Raw genomic sequence first — 20,906 nt, forward strand, 5'->3', positions numbered from 1 at the left:
TGTCCCTTCAAGGCTGGATTACTGCACATTATATCGAATAATAACTTCAATAACAAGGGAGAATCATTTATGGAGGATACACAAATCATTGCCGAGGCCGAGAACTTTGCCAAAGAGCAGCTGGGACAGGATAAAACCGGCCATGACTGGTTCCACACGGACCGTGTGCGCAACACGGCGGCGCTGATCGCGGAGATGGAGAATGCGGATGTGTTTATCTGCACAGTAGCCGCGCTGCTGCATGATGTGGCGGATGAGAAGCTGAACCCGTCCAAAGAAGCGGGCCTAAATAAAGTACATAACTGGTTGAAGAAGCATTTGAACGATGAGGAACAGAGCGGGCACATCATGCAGATTATTGAAACGATGTCCTTCAGCGGCGGCGGAGGCGAACCCATGTCCACACTCGAAGGACAGGTAGTACAGGATGCAGACCGGCTGGATGCACTGGGTGCCATCGGGATTACACGGGTGATGGTTTTTTCAGGGGCTAAAGGCCGCCCGGTCTATGATCCGGAGATTCCTCCGCGTGATGAGTCTCTACAGAAGGAGTACCGCGACTATTCCAAAGGTACGGCGGTCAATCATTTCTACGAAAAGCTGCTGAAATTGAAGGATTTGATGAATACTGCCTACGGACGCAAGCTGGCGGAGGAACGGCATGGGTTCATGCTGAGCTTTTTAGAGCAATTTTATAAGGAATGGAATCAAGGGGGCCAGAAGCTGTTATAATAATAGAATGCACAATATGGAAGGAATAACAACTACATGAGTGAATTGCAATTTAGAGATTATGGTTTGAATGAAGAGATTATCCGCGCGCTGGACGTACTGAACTATCTGGAGCCGACTGAGGTCCAGAGTAAGGTCATTCCTGTAGCCCTGAAAGGTCAGGATTTGATTGTTAAATCACAGACCGGCAGCGGCAAAACCGCATCATTCGGCATCCCGCTCTGCGAGCTGGTGGATTGGGCGGAGAACAAGCCCCAGGCTCTGGTGCTGACGCCGACGCGCGAGCTGGCTGCACAGGTCAAAGAGGATATTACCAATATTGGCCGCTTCAAGCGGATCAAGGCGGTCGCATTGTTTGGCAAGCAGCCTTTTGCGCCGCAGAAGATTGAACTTACGCAAAAAACACATGTCGTCGTAGGCACTCCGGGACGGGTGTTTGACCATATCGAGCGCGGTACGCTGCCGCTGAACCGGATTAAATATCTGGTGATTGATGAAGCGGATGAGATGCTGAGCATGGGCTTTATTGAGCAGATCGAGCAGATTATCCAGAAGCTGCCCCGTGATCGCGTTACAATGTTATTTTCCGCCACATTGCCGGATGCAGTGAAGAACCTGTGCCGTAAATATATGACGGAGCCGGTGGACATTGAGATTGAAGCCAGCGGCATCACGACAGCGACGATTGAGCATGCACTGATTGAAGTGAGACAAGCTGCGAAGTTTGGCCTCTTATGCGACTTGCTTACGGTGGAGAACCCGGACAGCTGCATTATTTTTTGCCGGACACAGGATCAGGTGAACGCGCTGTTCCGGGGGATGGCCGATCTGGAGTACCCGGTGGACAAAATTCACGGAGGCATGATGCAGGACGAGCGCTTTGAGGTGATGAACGCTTTTAAACGGGGCCAGTTCCGCTATCTGATCGCTACTGACGTAGCCGCACGCGGCATTGATATTGAGAACATCACCCATGTGATCAACTACGATATTCCGATGGAAAAAGAGAGCTACGTACACCGTACCGGACGCACCGCACGTGCAGGCAAAAGCGGCAAAGCCATCACCCTCGCTACACCGAACGAGCACAAATGGGTGAAAGACATTGAGAGCTATATCGGCTTCAGCCTGCCGGTGATGAAAGCTCCTTCGGAGGATGCCGTGGCTTATGCCAAACCTGCTTTTGACGAGAAGCTGGGCAAACAGCAGGTCCGCAAGAAGGGCAAAACCGAGGTCATGAACCAGGACATCATGAAGCTCTATTTCAACGGAGGCAAGAAAAAGAAGCTAAGAGCTGTTGACTTCGTCGGCACCATTGCCAAGCTGGAAGGGATCACCGCTGAAGACATCGGGATCATCACGATCCAGGATAATGTAACCTACGTGGATATCCTGAACGGCAAAGGGTCGCTGGTATTGCAGGCGATGAAGGACACAACAGTGAAGGGCAAGCTGCTGAAGGTGCATCTTGCGAAGAAGTAGAGCAGCTGGCAATCCGTTAAGTAGCTACCCAATGTATACAGTTGATGTCCGTATGGACGTAGATGTGTAAGCTAACAGATATCACCGGTAATTACGCAGAACCATTAATATATTGCCGTATGAAAAAGCCTCCGCATAGCCTTATGGGCAAAGCGGAGGCTTCGTTTTATTTCAAAGAACTTGAGAAGGCATAGTGATATTTGAGGAAGCTCATTGAATATCGAGGCATTCCTCATGTATGAGCCTGACATGCTCAAGTTCACGTTCTGTTCTGTATTCCCGTAGATGTGGGTCCGTTTACTTAATCAAACTAAGGACCTGCACCCCCCGCCCCCCGGAAAGCCCCTCGAAACTCTTAAAGTGAATCTCACGTATTCAAGCCTCCCGTCCTAGTAACGGAGAAATAGATGGAAAAAGTAAACTTAATATGTGGAAAATAAACTTTTTTGGACTTTTATGTGGAAAAAGTAGACCTGTTTTAACCAAATACCCGGCAAGAGGGTTCAACAGGCGAATTAATGATCCTTTTTCCACCTAGCATGCTGAAGTGCATGTATACCTCAGAATTAGTGAACCTTTTTCCACCTAGCTTTTTAGCCGCGTACTTGGTTTCCAGTAAATTAAACTGTCCCTCGTGCTCAGCATGCCCAGTAAATTAATATTTCTGTTACTACTTAGCAGCTGCCGCAGATTGAAGGTTTAGTGAGCTTCCTTATACGCCCGGATCTCGATTAGCTCCGCGTGCCGGCTTCCGTTGGTTGCGTCTATGAGGACTCTTATACGCTGTGCCTGCACAGGTTCCGGCAACAGATGGATTACTTTGCGTTTGCGGTTGCCGGTGCCGCCAGCAATCTCCGTCCACTGTCCGCCAGCACCCTGGGCTTCCACCCGGTAATCACGGATCAGCTCGGGGATGACCGTAAAAGGGGTGCGGTGATGGTGCAGATTCACCAGATCTTCGTTCACATCATCGTTGAAGGTCAGATGAATCTCGGCTATACTCTGCTCTGTATCCCATTCCAGCTGCAGCCATTCCGGCTTACCGGCCGTGATCGGCTCCGACATCCACTGCTGCGGACCGCCGAACGGGCGGTGATAGCCGTTCACAGCTTTGTCCGCCGCGAACGCCGCCGTCGGTGAGCTGAGCCGGAAGCAGAACGGCCGCCTGGCCTGGCCCTTCATCTTCCAGAGGACGACGAGCTGATCCGTCGAGTGGTCCTCCAGATCCTTCGAGATCTGCGGGTGCTCATCCTTGAAGAAGACCAGCACGCCGCTGTGCGGCTCCAGCGAATGATGAAGGCTGACCGCAGGGTTCGCCTTGATGACTACAAAAGCGTTCTGCGGCACCTCCGGCTGCCACTGCAGATCGAAGGCAACCCACTGCCGCCGCCCGGCTCCGGCAGGTGCCGTTGCCCGTGCCCGCAAGGTATGCGGCACGTAATTCTCCCCGCGGCCGGTGTCCCACAGCTCGGCCGTCACTTCCGCTGCCTGCTCCGCGTCCAGCAGCAGCTCAAAGCCGTGGATTCCCGGGTCTGCCGGGAATAGCACGGCAACATCCCTGCGCAGCGGCCAGGCTTCGCCCGGCTGCGTCAGCCCGAGCGCGCAGCGCGCGCTAGAGGCGCTTACCCGCGCCTTCCGGGCCAGATCTGCTTCATCGCTGCTCTGCAGGCCGATGATCGAAGCGTCCTGCCGCAGCAGCGTCTGCCGCAGCTCCGGCAGGTGCCGCGCTTGCAGCTCGCGCGGCGTAAGGCCTAGGCGGCTGGCGAGCGCCGCCCCGGTGCCGGCGGCTTCGCCGATGACGGCGCAAGTTGCCATCACCCGCGTCGTGCCGAAGGCGACATGGGTGGCGCTGATATTGCGCCCGGCCATGAGCATATTCCGCACATTTACGGAATACAGGGATCGGAAGGGGATGTGATACACCCCGTCCGCATGCATATGCTTTGAGCCGCTGGCATCAGCGTACATCCCCTGCGGGGGATGGAGGTCGATCGACCAGCCGCCAAAGGCCACCCCATCCGCGAACCCGCGCTGGGCGATAATATCATTCTGGTTCAGCACGTAGTCACCGGTGAACCTCCGGTATTCACGTTTGCCGGGCAGGGAGCCGACCCATTCCAGCGTCATGTTCTCCGCGCCGAACTTGCCGGAATTTTTGATATAGTCCCAAATGCCGTAGATGACCGACCACAGCTCGTCACGGATCATTTCATTGTCATGCACCGTGTCGTGCTCGCCGCCCCACTCAATCCACCAGTAGTGGCAGCCGGAGTCGCCGCTTTTAATAACCCGGCGGAGCGGAATCGTGGTCTCCGAGATATCCTTGGCAAAGGAAGGCGGAACAAAGTTTACCGGTACCCCCGTATCCTTCGTATAAAAGAGAATGGTACTGCCAAGCGTAATCCCGTCCGCAATTTCAGGAGCCCACTCCTCGCCGTATTCACTGCGGGCTTCCCGGCCGAGGGCGAATGTGGCCCCGGCCAGAAAGCCGATCAATCCATCGCCTGTACAGTCCAGATACAGGCTGCTCTTGAACGTGATCCGCCGCTCCGAGGCCATCATCCAGCCCACCACGGCGGTGATCGTCCGGTCATGCTCCGGGCCTTCAGCCATTACCTCATGAATATCTGTATTTAGATAGAGTGAAATATTCGCTTCAGCTTTGACGGCCTCCAGCACAACCAAATCCCATACATAAGGATTGCCTTCGGGGTTCCGGTACTGGTTCTCGATGAACAGCTCGCCCATAATACCGGTTTCGCGTGCATATCGGTTCGTACCATGTGCAGTTGCTCCGCAGACCCAGACACGCACCTCACTGCTGGAGTTGCCACCGAGCACGGGGCGGTTCTGCACCAGCGCCACTTTTTGCCCCAGTCGGGCTGCTGCGATGGCTGCACATACCCCGGCCAATCCGCCCCCGATCACCGTAATGTCATTGTTCACTAGCTCCTGCTTCATCCCTACAGCACCTCATATCGGTTGATATTTGAACATATCTATAGTTTCATAATGAAGCTGTCACTTTACTTTTTAAATGCATGTATTTATCATTTAGCATATACTTTATTTCAGATCGGAGAGGCGGGGCATGGAACTGTTGGACCATATCTACTGGAGGCAGAAGAGAGAGTTTGCGCTGCCGTGGGACCGCTATGAAGCATGGGTGGTTTTTGCTGTTGAAGAGGGTGTGTTCCGCTTTGAGATTGGCGGACACTCGGGGGAAGCGGGATTTGCAGATCTAGTGGTCTGTCCGCCGGGAGTCCCCTTCGTTCGGGAAACGGTCACGCCCCTGACCTTTCATTATATCCAGTTCACTGCGGATGCCGGATGCCGGCTTCCTCCGGGTCTGCTTCATTTGAATGACACGAAACGGCTGAGCTCCACTTATGCCTATCTGCGCCAGCTTGCCGAGGACAGCAGCCCTGAGTCGTTGGGATGGAAAACGCACCTCGTTGCGGATTTGTGGCAGCTGTACCACATGGAGAGCAGAGAGGCCGCAGGGGTGGGCAAATTTACGGAAGATGCCCTGATGGCGGATGCGGCAGCGGCTATTACTGCACAGGCCTGGGAACCGTTAAGTCTGCTGGACACCGCGCGGAGCCTGGGACTGAGTCCTGTGCAGCTGACTAGGCGGTTCCGTGAAGCATTCGGGGAGACGCCATCCTCGTACCTGAAATCCATACGTCTAAGCAAAGCACGCACGCTGCTGAAGGACAGTGAGCTAACCCTGGCACAGATCGCCGAACGCTGCGGCTATGAGAACGGATTTTATTTAAGCAGAGTGTTTACGAACGCCTCTGGAATGAGTCCGGCAGAGTACCGGAAGCGGCACAGGGTATAGCGGAGAGGCCAGAAGGTGACTTTTTCGGCTGCAAAACCTTGGGGAATACCGTTGATTTTAAAAAAAGTAATCGGGTCGGGCCGGGTCTGGAGCTATAAACTGCTGTACCTGCTGCCGCGCTACGCATCTCATTATTCGGGCGTAGCGCCCATAAGCTGTTTAAGACTTATATGATATTACACCACAAAAAACCTTCCGTAATCGCCTTTATGCTGAGGCGTCTCACGGAAGGTTTTGCTTGTTCAGCATGCTCATGAAGAGCTACAGATAGACATTCTGTAAGGACGTTTGACTTTATGAAGTCTTTCGCCTATGCATTATACTGCGCCTGATACAGGCGGCTGTAAGTGCCTCCGGCATTTACCAGTTCCTCGTGACGGCCTTCCTCGGAGATGCCGTCCTCGTTCACGACGATGATCCGGTCAGCATTTTTGATGGTTGTCAGACGGTGGGCGATCACAAGGGTTGTCCGTCCAACAGACAGGTCCGCCAGCGACTGCTGAATCGCGGCTTCCGTCTCCGTATCCAGTGCCGAGGTCGCTTCGTCCAGAATTAGGATCGGCGGATTCTTCAGGAACATCCGGGCGATGGCGAGCCGCTGCTTCTGCCCGCCGGACAGCTTCACACCGCGTTCGCCAATAACGGTATCCATTCCGGCAGGCAGGCCGTTAATCAGTTCCTCCAGATGCGCGCGTCTCGCTGCCTCCCAGATTTCCGGCAGCTCGGCATCGAGTTTGCCGTAGGCGATATTCTCGCGGATCGTGCCGGAGAAGAGGAAGACATCCTGCTGCACAATCCCGATTTGCTTCCGCAGCGCATTCAGCTTCATGCTGCGGATATCGGTTCCGTCAATGGAAATATAGCCGCCGGTCACATCATAGAAGCGGGGCAGCAGGCTGCAAATAGTGGTTTTACCTGCGCCGGAGGGCCCGACGAAAGCAATGGTCTCACCGGCATTTACCTTCAGACTGATGCCATCCAGCACCGGACGGCCCGGATCATAACCGAAGCTGACACGGTCAAAGACGATATCTCCGCGGAGGGCGTGGACATCCACAGCGCCGGGCTGATCGGCGATATCGGGCTCTGTATCAATGACCTCAAGGTAGCGTTTGAAACCGGCAATGCCTTTTGGATAGCTCTCAATGACCGCATTAATCTTGTCAATCGGCCGGAAAAAGATATTGGACAGCAGAATAAACGCAACAAATTCGCCAATCTCAAGCTCACCCTGAATGAAGAACCAGGCACCGCAGACCATCACGACGATCGTAATCAGACGGGTCATCATATAGCTGACTGACAAGCTTTTGGCCATCAGCTTATACGCCATGAGCTTGGTCTTGCGGAACATCTGGTTGTCGACGGCAAACAGCTGTTTCTCATACTCCTCATTGGCAAAAGATTGAACCACGCGGATTCCCCCGACATTGTCCTCAATCCGGGCATTGAAATTGCCCACATTGCTGAAAAGCTGGTGATACGTGGAGGTCATGTTACGGCCAAAATGGATAATGATCCAGGCCATAAGCGGAACAATGATGAAGGTAATAACCGCCAGCTTGAGATTGATATCGGCCATCAGGATAAATGCGCCCACAAGGGTCATCACGGCGATGAACACATCCTCCGGCCCATGATGCGCCACCTCGCCGATATCGTTCAGATCATTCGTAATCCGGCCGATCAGATGACCGGTTTTGTTGTTGTCAAAGAACCGGAAGGATAATTTCTGAATATGATCGAACATTTTTTTGCGCATATCGGTCTCGATGTTGATCCCCAGCATATGCCCCCAGTAGGTTACAATATATTGCATTGCGGTATTTAGCGCGTAAATGGCCATCAGGGCGATGCAAGCGATCAGAATCAGCGGCCAGTCCTGCCCGGGCAGCAATTCGTCGATGAATTTATTAACCGCCACTGGAAATGCCAGCTCCAGCAGACCGGCTCCCACCGCACAGGTGAAGTCGAGAATAAATAATTTTTTGTATGGACGGTAATAGGAAAAAAAACGACGCAGCATCTCTTATTCACTCATTTCTGTTCTGTATAGTGATATTTCACTGTTGAGAGTCATTCTCAATAAGAACCTCATGTTAAGGATACTAAAGAGGGTGAAGTGTTTTGTCAACGGAAAGATATTTTAAGTGGAGAACGAAACAGTACCTGCGTATTTTTGTCTAATCACCCAATCCTCAGCTGCTTTATGTACATAGTGTAGTGTATACAAGCATAAAGGAGGAATTTACATGAGTGAAAATGGAAGAGGATACGGTGCATTTACTTCCACTGGCGCAATTCTGGTACTGTTCATCCTGCTCGTTATCATTTCTAAATCCCTCTGGGTATAATTAGTGATGTGTCTCCAAATGTAAAGCCAGTCCCACAGACTGGTTTTTTTTATTGTGTATGGCAGAAACTTTGCCGGAAAATTTGTGCAGAGCATTCTTGGAGGGGATATAATGTAACAATGTGATTATTACATAGAACAGCCTTATTACCTGGACAAGCCTTTGGGGTGTAAGGGTGAAAGACTGCAATCGGGAGGACAACATGAAAGTAAAACATCAAGATGCTGCATTACCGGAACTGGGCAAGGCCCGGCCGGACAAGGAAGCCAGCCGTATTCTGCTGATCGTGGGGATTATCTGCGTCGCTGCGGCTCTTCGGGCTCCCTTCACCTCCGTTGGACCATTGCTGGGCATGATCCGTGATGATCTGGGATTGTCAAATACACTGGCGGGAGCGATTACCACGTTGCCGCTGCTGGCATTTGCTATGCTGTCACCTTTTGCGCCACAGCTGGCCCTGCGGTTTGGCACCGCCAATGTTCTTGTGCTGGCCATGCTGGCCTTATCCATGGGCATTCTGATCCGCTCGGGTTCGGGAACGGCCATGCTGTTCGCAGGCACAGCGATAATCGGGTTGTCCATCGCCGTCTGCAATGTACTGCTGCCGGGACTGATCAAGGGAAGATTCCCGGAGAATATCGGACTTATGACTGGGGTTTATACCCTATCCATGAATATCTGTGCGGCTGCTGCCTCAGGCATCAGCGTCCCGCTGGCACAGCATGCCGGATTCGGCTGGCGGGGGACTCTGGCGATGTGGTTTGTGGTGGCCGCGCTGGCGACCCTGTTCTGGATTCCTCAGATGCGGAATATGACGAGGGGCGGCAGTGAGGGTAAACGGCAATCCTCCGTTCAGCTCTGGCGGTCTCCGCTAGCCTGGCAGGTTACCCTGTTCATGGGGCTGCAATCGCTGCTGTATTACGTGCTGATTGCCTGGTTTTCCGTGATATTGGTTGAACGGGGGATGACCTCCAGCCATGCGGGCTGGATTCTTTCTCTCATGCAGCTGGCCCAGCTGCCGTTTACTTTTTTCGTGCCCCTTTGGGCGGGCAAAATGAAAAACCAGCGCAGCCTGGTGCTCATTACATCCATTCTTTTTATGATTGGAATTCTCGGGGTATGGCTGGGCAGCAGTGGCTGGATGGCAGTTTGGGCTATCTGCATAGGAATTGCCGGCGGGTTTGCCTTCGGCCTCGTCATGATGTTTTTCAGTCTGAGGACCCGCAGCACACAGGAAGCCAGCGGGCTGTCCGGTATGGCCCAATCGGTGGGGTATCTGCTTGCTGCAATGGGTCCCGCCCTCTTCGGACTGCTGCATGACGTGACCCATAGCTGGAACGTGCCGCTGGCATTACTCGTTGTGGCAAGCATTTTATTGTTCATAGTAGGACTTGGAGCGGGCAGTAGCCGTTTTGTGGGCGACAAAAGATAAACTCAGTAAAGTGTACCTGTGATAATTTTATAATCAATGGCATCCATGAAGACCAAGTGATATCTTGTGTAATGCAGTCCAGAATTCGCTATCCACTTTAGCTTAGTAAGATATTCGTTCTTTGCTCCATAAGCTGCAACAAAATTCTCTTGCAATTGATTGGCAAAGAGAGTATAGTCTTATATACAGCGATCAAAACGCTGAAGTTCATAATGTGCGGTCATGGCGGAATTGGCAGACGCGCTGGCTTCAGGTGCCAGTGATAGCAATATCGTGGAGGTTCGAGTCCTCTTGACCGCATCACCTTACAAATATGGTTCGTAGTTGCTTAGGCAATTACGGACCTTTTTTACGTGGATTGGAGACTTAAGCTATTGCTCATGACTTGAGCATGGGCATGATCTTGTTCTTCAAGAAAAATGAATGGAGAGCATATTCCAATAGAATAAGAAAAAAGTATAACCAAAGCTCATGAGTGCCAGCAAATAACGGCCGTACATAACAAGCCGGTGCTGAGCAGGATTCGAACGATGGAGGCTCGCAGTCCTAACAGCAAGGGCGATCGCAGCGGCGGAAGCAAGAAAAGGCAGAGAGGAGAAGCCCCAGGCATACCATGCCGGGTATCCGAATGTCATTACTTGTGAGTTCCCATACAGGAATTGGCCTATCAGGAAGACTGAAAAGACTGCCGCGATACATCCCACATGTCCGGGACCGTGTGGTCTCTTGCGCAGCATCAATCGCAGCAGGCTTCGAGCCAGAGCAATAATTGTGATGAAGATCCACAACAAGCCAACACCTGCGTAGACGGCAAGGAGGGTGGAGGGTTGCTGTACAAACGGCGGCTCTTCCTTAATGGTTACCCCTTGGATAAAGGTCAGCTTCCAGGGGCCGTGCTGTCGATGGAACCAGATGAAGTCTCCGCTGTCCTTGTCACGAAACAATCCTGTTCCTGCAGGAATATAGGTTTTGGTTTGCTCCGATCCAGTTCCTTCGGGAAAGACTCCATTAACCAGCAGCGACTTCCCGGTGCTTTGCACTTCAAAGTTTCTTCCGCCCAGCCATCTAAACCATTTGCCCCAGCCATGCTGAGGCCCCAGACCGATGGTGTATGTCCGCACATATTGCTCCAGATCGGGGGAGGGGGTAGAGACAATTGGAGCAGCCTGTTTTTGTTCCTCCGGCAGCAGGCGGACAATGGCATCTGTCACTTGATCGCGAAGAGGCTTTCCTGATGAGACTGCGTTGCTCACAACAAATATACCAAGTCGATACTTGGGTATAAGCTCCATCTTGGCAGAATAGCCATCGATGTCGCCAGTATGCGACAGAGAAAGCAGGCCACTTTTTAAGCGGTTTCGAAATAAGCCGTAGCCTACGCCCTCCACATCCGGATGCTCTGTAAACTGCCTTGCCTGCATTTCATTTATGCTGGTCCGTTTTAGAATATGCTGTTCCCGGTAGCCTCCTTCGTTCAACAAAGCCATCATGTAGTGAGCCCATTCATCGGGTATCACACTGAGGGCTCCCGCCCCCGGCAGATTCAAGTAAGAATAGGGGATTTCCTGATACTTTCCCTTCTGATACTGATAGGATTTGGCCATGTTCCTGTCGTTCTCCTGATGCAGCAGGCTGGCACTTGGCATTTGAAGAGGATCGAATAAGCTATGTTTCATATAAGTCTCAAGCGTGCCTCCCGTCACCTGTTCGATGAGGAAGCTGGCAAGCCCCACTCCGGCATTACTGTAAGCATATTCTGTCCCAGGCTCCCGAACAGGAGGTTGCTTGTCGAGATATTGCCGCAAAAAACTCCCAGCCGGTATAACCTTGTCCGGTGATTGCGCTGCCAGATGATAGATAGCTTCATCCAGGCCAGCCGTGTGAGTCAACAACTGGTGCAGGGTAATGGGGTGATTCTTGTAGAGGGGCACCTTGAAGCTGGTGAGATAGGTGTTAATATTCTTATCCATGGACAGCTTCCCTTGCTCTTGCAACTGCATGGCTGCTGCTGCCGTGATGGACTTGGTGAGCGAGCCGATCCGCATAACTGTCTGAGCGGGATTAACAGGAATCTGCTTCTCCATATCGGCATAGCCATAGCCTTTGCTGAATACAATGCGATTGTCCTTCGTCACTACGACAGCAGTGCCTGGAATATGATCGGCCTTCATGATTCCGCTGAGGAGCGGAGTCAGAGTCGCTTCCAGTCGTTCCTGCGTCATTGCGTCATCTCCGCTGGCTGCTTGCGCAGCAGACACCCCTCCGAAAATACTCATCCACACCATAACAGAAATACTTACTACAGATTTCAAATTCACTATCAGAACCTCCCAGACAGATATGTGCAAGTCTTCTGGAATAAGAATAAGGGAGCATTCTTTCAGAGCCATGTCGCCAATCTTACAATAACCTTAAATCGCTGAAAACAGCCCGGGATATGATAAACTAATGGTCATGGAAGCTGGATGAATGAGGAGGTTGGGATGTGCAGCGAACGGTACTGCTCGTCGATGACAACCCGGAAATTGTAGAGCTGTTGAGACTTTTTCTGGAAAAGGAAGGACTGCGCGTTATAGAAGCCTATAATGGCGCTCAAGCATGGGCATGCATTCAGCAGGAGCCCGTTGATCTTGCCGTGCTTGATATTATGATGCCTGAGCTTAACGGTGTTCAATTGCTGCAGTTGCTCCGCACGGAGTACAAGCTGCCGGTAATATTGCTGTCTGCCAAGAATCAGGATAGTGACAAGATTCTTGGCCTTCGTCTTGGAGCCGATGATTTCATCTCCAAACCGTTTAATCCCTTAGAGGTTGTGGCCCGGATTCATGCAATGCTTAGGCGTACATATGACTTAAATGAACCGGCAGCACTTGGTCAGGAACCTCCGGCGCAGAGCAGTATCGGTGAGCTGACGCTTGACCATGGGGACTGCGTGTTATACAAGTCAGGGCGGGAGATACCGTTGACCGCAATCGAATATAAGCTGCTGTCCACGTTTATGAACGCGCCGGGGCGCATTTTTACCAAGAAGCAATTGTTTGAGCAGGTCTGGTCGGAACATTACTATGAGGATGCCAACACCATTATGGTCCACATCTCCAGATTGCGCGATAAGGTGGAGGAAGCTCCGAAGCAGCCCGTGTACATTCGCACGATCCGGGGACTGGGGTACAAGTTTGCCAAAAAGGATGATTTCCGCTGAAAAAAACAAAGCTGATCTCCAAGCTGATCCGATCCTATGTTTATTTTGCCCTTACTTTGGGGCTGGTTGTTGTAGTCTTCCTGATGCTGGTTATTGACTTGAACAGCCAGACTATTGAGCTGACATTACCCATGCTGCTTCTGCTGCTTGCGCTGTTTGGCATGAGCATTTACATATACGGCCTCTGGACGGCGAAACGGGTTACCAGGCCACTGGAGCATATCGCAGAAGCCATAGAGAGAATGGGCAAGGGACAATATAACGAGCGTCTCCTTATAACGGGGGATTATGAGTTCTCGGTAATTCAGCACCGGTTTAATGAAATGGCGGAGTCCCTGGAACAGGCGGAGAAGGAGAATCGCAGGCTGCAGGAAGGCAAGCAACGGATGCTGGCCGATCTGTCCCATGATCTCAAGACACCGATAACAACCATACAGGGTTATGCCAAGGCATTCCAGCTGGGGCTGGTTGATAATGAGGAAAAGAAAGAGCGGTATCTGCAGCTCATGTACAATAAGGCAACTCTGGTCACTGAGCTGATTGATGATCTGTTTAGACTTTCCAAGCTGGAGCGTACGGACTATCCTGTGTTGTTGGAGCAGGGAGATCTAGCAGAATTGCTGAGAAAAATTGCGGCTGATTATTATGATCCCTTTGAAGAAAAGGGTATGGCTATGGAAATGGATATACCCCCGGGTGAGGTATTGGCCAATTATGACTCTGCTCTTATGGGTAGAGCCATAGGTAACCTGCTGTCCAACGTTCTCCTGCATAACCCTGAGGGTACAGAGGTCTTTATCGCACTTGAAGAATTGGCTGATGAAGTAGTGATAACGGTTCAGGATAACGGTGTTGGGATCTCTGATGAGCTGAAGGATGTAATTTTTGAGCCCTTTGTACGTGGAGATGCGGCCCGGCCGGGAGATGGGGGAACCGGATTGGGGCTGGCTATCACCAAGCAAATCATGGAGCTGCACAGAGGTGTGCTAAGACTTGATAACCGGAACGGCTTGACCGTATTTGAGCTGGTTGTCTGCAAAAAGCTCAGTGCCGGGGAGTAAGCACCGGGAGTCAAAAACGAGACTGTTACACCAGAAGCATCTTTTCCGAAAAAAAGGTATACTAGGATTAGTTTCAGTCCCCACTTTCACAGAGGAGGCTCTATCACTTGACCGACATACTCTTTAAGCATCTATTTTTGCGGTCCTCTATAGGGTTCGCAGTAGTCTCCACGAAAGACGGTACCATGATTATGGCGAATCCCGCGCTCTGCAGTATGTTCGGGTATTCGGAAGCAGAAATGATGAATCTCCGTTACCTGGATATTGCGTACCCGGAGGATAAGCCTGCTGCTGATCATGATATGATCATGCAATATTTGCTGCGCAGTCCCGGTGCGGCTGTAAATAAAGAGAGACGTTTTGTGCGCAAGGACGGCAGGATCATTTGGATTGCATTACATATTTTCTTAACGTTTGATGAGACTACCGGTGATCCTCTTCACCTAATCGCCGAATTGACGGAAATTACAAGCCGTAAGCTCGCCGAGAAAAAGATTGAGGAGGACCGGCTGCTCTATAATCTGATTACGCAGAATACACCGGATATGATTTCCTTTGCGGATGCGGACGGAACGGTACGCTACGTGTCTCCATCCGTTGAGAAGCTGCTTGGTTACCCGATGGAAGAGGTGATCGGCAGGAAAAGACCGGATTTCTATCATGAAGAAGATGTGATAGAAATGACTGAGCACGGGAAGGCATATTCCGACAGTGATGTGTTTACCCGCCGGGCCCGGCATAAGGATGGGCATTATCTGTGGCTCGAAAATTCATTTCAGGTGATGCGTGACAGCGATGGGAATGTAGAGCAGGTACTGACTATTGCCCGTGATATCACAGAACGCAAGAAATATGAGAATATGCTGGCAACTGCCCAGGCGCTGGGCCAGATGGGTTCATGGGAATGGGATTCCCCAAGCAGGCAAATGACCGTTTCGAAACAGCTGCGGTTAATTTTTGATATGTGCGAAAATGGCGAAATTGGCACGCACAGCCATATTGATTATTTGCAGCTGTTAGCCCGCGTGGTTCCAGAGGACCTGGCGCAGCTGCGGGTGGAGCTGCACAAGACATTGAAGTCCGGGGTTAATGGTCAATATGTGTTTAGAATTGAGAACGAGAAGGGCGAGCGCAGGGTTATTTATACCTACTGGGAAGTCGTGCTGGATACAGCAGGTAAAACCTTACAGGTGAATGGGATTGTACAGGATATCACCGAACGCTACCGGATGGAGGAGCAGCTTCGTGAGAGTGAGCGGAACTACCGGCTGATTTCTGAGAATTCATTGGATTTTATCTCCCGGAATACCACGGACAGCGAGGCTGCTTACCTGTATGCATCGCCAGTTTGCCAGCCTATGCTAGGTTACACACCAGAGGAGCTGGAAGGCTCGAGTGGCATGCAGTACGTTCATCCGGATGATGTTGACAGAGTTCATTCTTATCTGCAGAAGAGCATGGAGGGCAGCAAGCTGGAGCCAATCAATTTCCGCTTCTTGTGCAAGGATGGCTCTTACTTATGGGTGGAAACGACGCTGCGCCATATCAGTGCAGGCCCGGGTGGCATGGCCGAAATGGTCTGTGTCACCCGCAATGTGTCCGAGCGCAAGCAATATGAACTGAAGCTGCTGGAAAGTGAGAACCGTTATAAATCCCTGTTTGAGTATAATCCGTCCGCGATCAGTGCGATGGATCTGGATGGGCATATCCAGTCACTGAATGCCAGTCTCCAGCAACTGAGCGGCTATCCGCGCGGGAGTCTTCTGCATTCCAGTTACAGCGAGATTATTGACCCGGAAGAGCTGGATTTTGCCCAGGAACGTTTTGAGCAGGCAGCGCAAGGATTACCTCAGACCTTTGAGAGCAGACTGATCCACAGGGGAGGTTATCCGGTTGAGGTCAGCGTGATCTATGTGCCGATTATGGTGAACAGCCAAGTCGTGGGTGTGTTCGGTATTACCAGTAACATCACAGAACGCAAACGCCATCTGCAGCAGATTGAGAAGCTCAGCTATGAGCATGCGCTGATTCTGAATTCGGTCTCCGAAGGTATCTTTGGTATGAATCTTGAGGGCGAAACGATGTTTATTAATCCGGCTGCATCGACGATGCTGGGGTATGAGCCAGGTGAACTGGCGAGGAATATTAAGCTGCATACCGTGGAACAGACATGGCTGGACGCCGAACCGTATACCAGCGGACGGAGGTCGCTATCGGACTCCCTCGCAAGCTATCTCTCATACGAGGACAAGGAAGGGGTGTTCTGGAGACAGGACGGTTCCAGCTTCCTGGTGAAATACCGCATGTCTCCAATATTTGATCATGGGGAACGGAAGGGCGCGGTTGTCGTCTTCCGGGACATTACGGAAGAAAAGGCTATTGTAAGGGCAAAGGAATCAGCGGAGCAGGCAGACCGGGCCAAGTCGGAATTCCTGGCAATCATGAGCCATGAGCTGCGTACGCCGATGAACGGAATCATTGGCATGGCGGATCTTTTGGCTGGAACTGAGCTTGATGAAGAGCAGGAATACTACACACAAATTATCAACAAAAGCAGCGAGACCTTGCTGCATATTCTGAACGAGGTGCTGGATTTCAGCAAGATTGAAGCCGGGATGATGACGCTGGATCTGCAGACAGTAGATCTGTCCCAGGTGCTTCAGAATGTGACCGAGCTGTTTTATCCAAAAGTCAAGGAAAAGGGCCTGCTGCTTCATACTGAGCTGGACCCGGATTTACCGCTACTTGTGGTGACGGATGAGGCCAGATTGCGCCAGATTCTGGTGAATCTCCTCGGCAATGCAGTGAAATTTACCGAAGAGGGCGAAATTCACATTACTGCGAAGCTGCAATCCATTGCCGATACCGGTGATCTGGTTGTTAAATTCACTGTGAAAGATACAGGAATCGGCATTCCGCAAGGCAGCCAGGGGCTGCTGTTTCAGTCCTTTTCCCAGCTTCACCCCTCGATCAACCGCAAGTATGGCGGCACAGGACTTGGCCTGGCGATCAGCAAAAGACTGGTGGAACTGCTGGGCGGAATGATCGGTGTAGACAGCAGCGAAGGAGAAGGGGCGGAATTCTTTTTCACTATCCATGTTTTCCTGCCGCTGTCGGAACTTACCTATGATCAACTCTCCATAAGTCCAACTGATACGCGTAATGAGAAGAATGCAGGGGACAGAACCTCCTCGGAGGGTGAATACGGTCCGTTGTCTATCTTGATTGCTGAAGATCACCCGGTGAATCTGCAATTGCTTCAGGCCTACCTCAAAAAGCGCGGATATTGCGCCGATGTGGTGTTGAACGGCGAGAAGGCTGTTGAAGCGGTGCGCTCGCATCATTATGATCTGGTATTCATGGATATTCAAATGCCGCTCATGGACGGGATTGAAGCGACCAGCATCATTCGCCACGAAATGGGGCAGACTCCGGTTATTGTTGCTGCAACAGCTTTTGCCCGCAAAGAGGACAAGGAGCTGTGTCTTAGAGCAGGTATGCAGGACTTTATCTCCAAGCCGATCTCACCGGCTGAAGTAGATAGAGTGCTGCGGGAATGGTCCGCCCATATCCATAGATAAGGTGTGTTTTTTTGAAAAGGGGCTTGTGAATGAGAGGGCTTGTGTATGGGCTGTTTGCAATACTGTATCTGTTGACCACATTCTTCGGCCTCGGTCCGGTGCTGTTCGCCGACGGCTCCGCCAAAGAGCGGACGCTCACCCTAATCGTGGTTCTTGTGATCTATGCGGCGATTACAGTCTGGCTGCGGATCATCCTGAAGAGGCTGCGCAGGCGTTGACACGTGAAGATTTTAAAGGCTGCGGTTATTTAGCCACGTGTCCGGATTCGTGGATCTCAGCCCAGGTTGCCACCGAGTCAGCATTGGTATAGACATAGGGAGTGGAGGGGGACGGAACCGGAACAATGCTATCGGGTATTATTTTTATGACTTCCTTGCCTTGATAAAACGACATATGAAGCTTGCCCCGAACCTCAATCCAGGTATCGGCCGGCAGGCTTATTTGCGTTGCGGGATCAAGGAGGATGCCTAGGGGAGTTGCGTCTGCCGTACAGCACTGCACCAGGAAGCGGCTAACCGCGAACGCCTTTTTGGCCCCTTTTCCGTTCTCCTGATATAGAAATCCGGTCACAGTTATCGATTTGCCCTCAAATTGCGGTTTGTACAAGTCGATAGCTCCCAGGGTTTCCGAAAAAATCTCCGGATACACCTGGATTACAGGCTGCGCATACAGCTTCCCGGCGAGCTCGGCGAACTCCTCCAGGTAAGGACTTGCGGCATTGAATTTCACATGCTCAGCGGCTTCCTCGGCAATGTAGGATAAGGCGATACCTTTCTTGGCCGCTGCCTCGCTGCCTAGCGAACGGTCGGGAAGCAGGAAGCCTAACAGCAGCGGGAACAAAAACAGGCTGTACAGCATAGCGCTGCCCAGTCCGGATCGCGGCAGGCGGTGCTCACAGTCGCAGAGCAGCGTGCTTTTGCCGAATAACGCCTGGATTCCGAGACTTAGCGCCATCAGTGCCAGCGGTACCGGACAAAGGCGAATCCAGCGTGCCAGCTTGGGGGCGACATAGTAATGCAGCGCATCCTGCTGAACCAGGTGCCCGATATAGAGCGCGAAGAGCAGCAGGACCAGCGACCTGAATCCATAGTGCATCCGGATGCTCCGGGAGTCATTCATATGCGGACCTCCTGAACGTTCTTGAGGGTATCATAGCCACAGCGAGGCTAGAACGGAAGTGATAAACACAGCTGAAAAGATCAGGAAAAACAAATAAAAAGCAAATTTGGTCTTGAATAGCGAGAGCAGCATCAGCGAGTTTTTGAAATCGAGCATCGGTCCCAGCACCATAAAGGCAAGCAGGGAGCCGCTGGGAAATGTATGCAGAAAAGTGGAGGCAACAAAGGCGTCCGAGGTTGAGCATAGCGAGAGCACATACGCGAGCCCCATCATGAACAGATAGGAGCCCAGCGGCTTCCCGCCAATGGCGGCCAGGCTGCCTTGATCCATGAAGGTCTGAATGCCAGAGGTGAGCAGACACCCGATAATCAGATATTTGCCCATTTCAAAAAACTCCTCCGACGTATGCACGAATACAGCAACCAGTTTGCCGCCGCGCGTACTGCGCTCATGGATTTCTCCGCCCTCCCGGCTGATCGAGAGCCGGAGCGGTGATTTGCGGACGGTGGCATACACCACCAAACCGATCACGAAGGCCACGAGAAAGGCCAGTCCCATCCGAGCATAAGCCAGCTCCGGATGGGCGCGGAAGGCCGTCAATGTAGCCCCGTAGACCACTGGATTCAGGATTGGACCCGACAGGATGAAGACGATGGCCACGTATAGCGGCATCCCTTTGTGCATCAGGCGGCGGACCAGCGGAATCATCCCGCATTCACATACAGGGAAAAGAATGCCAAGCAGGCAGCCGAACAGGATCGCCGGGACCGGCCGCCGCGGAATCCAGCGTGAGATCATCTCATCCGGTACGAATACACGGAGAAGCGAAGAGAGTAGCGCGCCCAGAAGGACAAATGGCAATGCTTCCAGCAAAATGCCGATAAATCCGGTTTTGAAAGCTACGGTATAGGCATTGTCCAGCATCCGCGGGTGACCCGGAAGCCAGAGGACACCCGCTGTAATCAGGAAAGCGGCAGGAATCAGCAGGGGCAGCATTTTGAGCGGTGAAAGGGTGCTCAAGGCTGCTGGAACAAGGCGGACCAGCGGTCTGTCAGCTGCTTCTCGTCCAGATGTAGTCCGATGAATACCAGATAAGGCTGGCCGGGATAGCGCGAGAACTCCCAAGTGCAGCGGTTTCCTGCGTATTGGACCAGTTGGACCCCGTCCTGCCCGGCGAGCCGGACATGCCCCTTGGCTCTCACCAGGCTGTCTCCCCATTCACGGAAAAAGCCCTCAAGCTGCTCCATCCGGATTCCGCTTGCCGCTTCTGGCGGAAAGGTCAGTGTCACCGCAGCTACTTGCGAATACGAGGCCTGCTGGGCAGATTCCGGTTCCTGCACAGCGGTTGCTCCTTGTCCGCCGTGGAGACTATTCATCCGCTTAAGTGTGGTGCCGTTCATATCACTGCGCCCGCGCTGTGGTCCTGAAGTACGCTGTTCACGGGGGATGATCCCTGCCAGCAGCGGAGTGAGATTGATTTCGCTGTAATGTGTAAATACAATTTCGGATTCTGCATTATGACGGCTGGCCATTTTTTCAATCCGCCATAGGGTTTCCGGTTCCACGAGATCGCTCCTGTTGACAATAATCAGATCAGCACTGGACAGCTGGCGGCGCAGTGTCCGTACAAGCTGCTTGTCGGCGGAGAAGCGGCTGCCATATTCCAGCACATTCTCCGCATCCAGCACGGTTATGGAGTAGTGCAGCTTCAGCCGCTCGCTAAGCGAAGGTTCCAGCAGTGATTTGGCGATTTCCTCGGGATCGGCAACGCCGGTAAGCTCGATGAAGATCACATCCGGCCGACGTGAGAGCAGCAGGCCCAGCGTTTTTGGAAGTTCCTCCTTGCGGCTGCAGCAGACGCAGCCGTCCAGGAGCTTTTCCACAATGGTGCCGCCATGCTCCTGCAGAATGTAGCCATCGACATCCTTTTTACCCAGTTCATTCATTACAACGCCGGGATTCAGACCTCTTGCTTTACTCGCCTTAAGCAGCGTGAGCAGCAGAGTTGTTTTGCCGCTCCCCAGAAATCCGCTCAGGATGATTACCGGTATCTTCATGTTTCTCCCTCCCGCTACATTCCTGCTATTGCAAGAATCATA

General features: G+C 52.2%; 15 protein-coding genes and 1 tRNA gene. 10 read left to right on the forward strand and 6 right to left on the reverse strand.

Annotated features, from left to right (window positions below; genetic code table 11):
* Positions 1-69 precede the first annotated feature (69 nt).
* Positions 70-732 (forward strand): HD domain-containing protein, encoded by a 663-nt coding sequence (locus A3842_RS07790; protein ID WP_074100990.1) that lies wholly within the window; start codon positions 70-72, stop codon positions 730-732.
* Positions 733-768: 36 nt separating this feature from the next.
* Positions 769-2,214 carry a DEAD/DEAH box helicase gene (locus A3842_RS07795; protein WP_074100991.1) on the forward strand — a complete coding sequence of 482 codons (1,446 nt, stop codon included), beginning with the start codon at positions 769-771 and terminating at the stop codon, positions 2,212-2,214.
* Between the two features lie 699 nt (positions 2,215-2,913).
* Here the strand turns inward: A3842_RS07795 and A3842_RS07800 are convergent.
* On the reverse strand, positions 2,914-5,175 hold the full coding sequence (locus tag A3842_RS07800; protein ID WP_074100992.1) for an FAD-dependent oxidoreductase: 2,262 nt from the start codon (positions 5,173-5,175) through the stop codon (positions 2,914-2,916).
* A 130-nt stretch (positions 5,176-5,305) separates the two neighbouring features.
* Here A3842_RS07800 and A3842_RS07805 point away from each other — a divergent pair, with 130 nt between their 5' ends.
* A complete protein-coding gene (locus tag A3842_RS07805) occupies positions 5,306-6,058 on the forward strand; it encodes an AraC family transcriptional regulator (RefSeq protein ID WP_074100993.1) in 753 nt (250 codons plus the stop codon).
* A gap of 310 nt (positions 6,059-6,368) precedes the next feature.
* Here the strand turns inward: A3842_RS07805 and A3842_RS07810 are convergent, their stop codons facing one another.
* Positions 6,369-8,084 carry an ABC transporter ATP-binding protein gene (locus A3842_RS07810; protein ID WP_074100994.1) on the reverse strand — a complete coding sequence of 572 codons (1,716 nt, stop codon included), beginning with the start codon at positions 8,082-8,084 and terminating at the stop codon, positions 6,369-6,371.
* Between the two features lie 226 nt (positions 8,085-8,310).
* Here A3842_RS07810 and A3842_RS32900 point away from each other — a divergent pair, with 226 nt between their 5' ends.
* From A3842_RS32900 to A3842_RS07820, 3 genes are all read left to right on the forward strand, one after another.
* On the forward strand, positions 8,311-8,412 hold the full coding sequence (locus tag A3842_RS32900) for a YjcZ family sporulation protein (protein WP_208619463.1): 102 nt from the start codon (positions 8,311-8,313) through the stop codon (positions 8,410-8,412).
* Between the two features lie 202 nt (positions 8,413-8,614).
* Positions 8,615-9,844 (forward strand): CynX/NimT family MFS transporter, encoded by a 1,230-nt coding sequence (locus A3842_RS07815; RefSeq protein WP_074100995.1) that lies wholly within the window; start codon positions 8,615-8,617, stop codon positions 9,842-9,844.
* A 216-nt stretch (positions 9,845-10,060) separates the two neighbouring features.
* Positions 10,061-10,144 (forward strand) — tRNA-Leu (locus A3842_RS07820).
* 110 nt (positions 10,145-10,254) lie between these two features.
* Here A3842_RS07820 and A3842_RS07825 read toward each other — a convergent pair.
* The gene (locus tag A3842_RS07825) at positions 10,255-12,162 is read right to left on the reverse strand and encodes a serine hydrolase domain-containing protein (RefSeq protein ID WP_178382313.1); all 1,908 of its coding nucleotides are present in this window, start codon (positions 12,160-12,162) and stop codon (positions 10,255-10,257) included.
* Positions 12,163-12,329: 167 nt separating this feature from the next.
* On the opposite strand from A3842_RS07825, the gene A3842_RS07830 reads away from it, so the two are divergent.
* The 4 genes from A3842_RS07830 (at position 12,330) to A3842_RS07845 (ending at position 17,906) form a co-directional block, all read left to right on the forward strand.
* Complete coding sequence (locus A3842_RS07830) at positions 12,330-13,046, forward strand: response regulator transcription factor (RefSeq protein ID WP_074100996.1); 717 nt, start codon at positions 12,330-12,332, stop codon at positions 13,044-13,046.
* Between the two features lie 56 nt (positions 13,047-13,102).
* Positions 13,103-14,107 carry a HAMP domain-containing sensor histidine kinase gene (locus A3842_RS07835; RefSeq protein WP_256701579.1) on the forward strand — a complete coding sequence of 335 codons (1,005 nt, stop codon included), beginning with the start codon at positions 13,103-13,105 and terminating at the stop codon, positions 14,105-14,107.
* Positions 14,108-14,214: 107 nt separating this feature from the next.
* Positions 14,215-17,688: a PAS domain S-box protein gene (locus tag A3842_RS07840; RefSeq protein ID WP_074100998.1), complete on the forward strand. Its 3,474-nt coding sequence runs from the start codon at positions 14,215-14,217 to the stop codon at positions 17,686-17,688.
* A gap of 29 nt (positions 17,689-17,717) precedes the next feature.
* Positions 17,718-17,906: a DUF6954 family protein gene (locus A3842_RS07845; RefSeq protein ID WP_074100999.1), complete on the forward strand. Its 189-nt coding sequence runs from the start codon at positions 17,718-17,720 to the stop codon at positions 17,904-17,906.
* Between the two features lie 25 nt (positions 17,907-17,931).
* Here the strand turns inward: A3842_RS07845 and A3842_RS07850 are convergent, their stop codons facing one another.
* The 3 genes from A3842_RS07850 to A3842_RS07860 are packed head-to-tail and all read right to left on the reverse strand — an operon-like array spanning position 17,932 to position 20,864.
* On the reverse strand, positions 17,932-18,807 hold the full coding sequence (locus A3842_RS07850; protein WP_074101000.1) for a TIGR03943 family putative permease subunit: 876 nt from the start codon (positions 18,805-18,807) through the stop codon (positions 17,932-17,934).
* A gap of 30 nt (positions 18,808-18,837) precedes the next feature.
* On the reverse strand, positions 18,838-19,827 hold the full coding sequence (locus A3842_RS07855; protein WP_143186201.1) for a permease: 990 nt from the start codon (positions 19,825-19,827) through the stop codon (positions 18,838-18,840).
* Positions 19,824-20,864, reverse strand: coding sequence for a CobW family GTP-binding protein (locus A3842_RS07860; RefSeq protein WP_074101001.1), 1,041 nt, complete (start codon positions 20,862-20,864; stop codon positions 19,824-19,826). Before A3842_RS07860 ends, A3842_RS07855 begins: the two co-directional genes overlap by 4 nt.
* Between the last annotated feature and the right edge of the window lie 42 nt (positions 20,865-20,906).

The sequence above is a fragment of the Paenibacillus sp. P3E genome, assembly GCF_001909045.1.
GTDB lineage: Bacteria > Bacillota > Bacilli > Paenibacillales > Paenibacillaceae > Paenibacillus_AQ > Paenibacillus_AQ helianthi.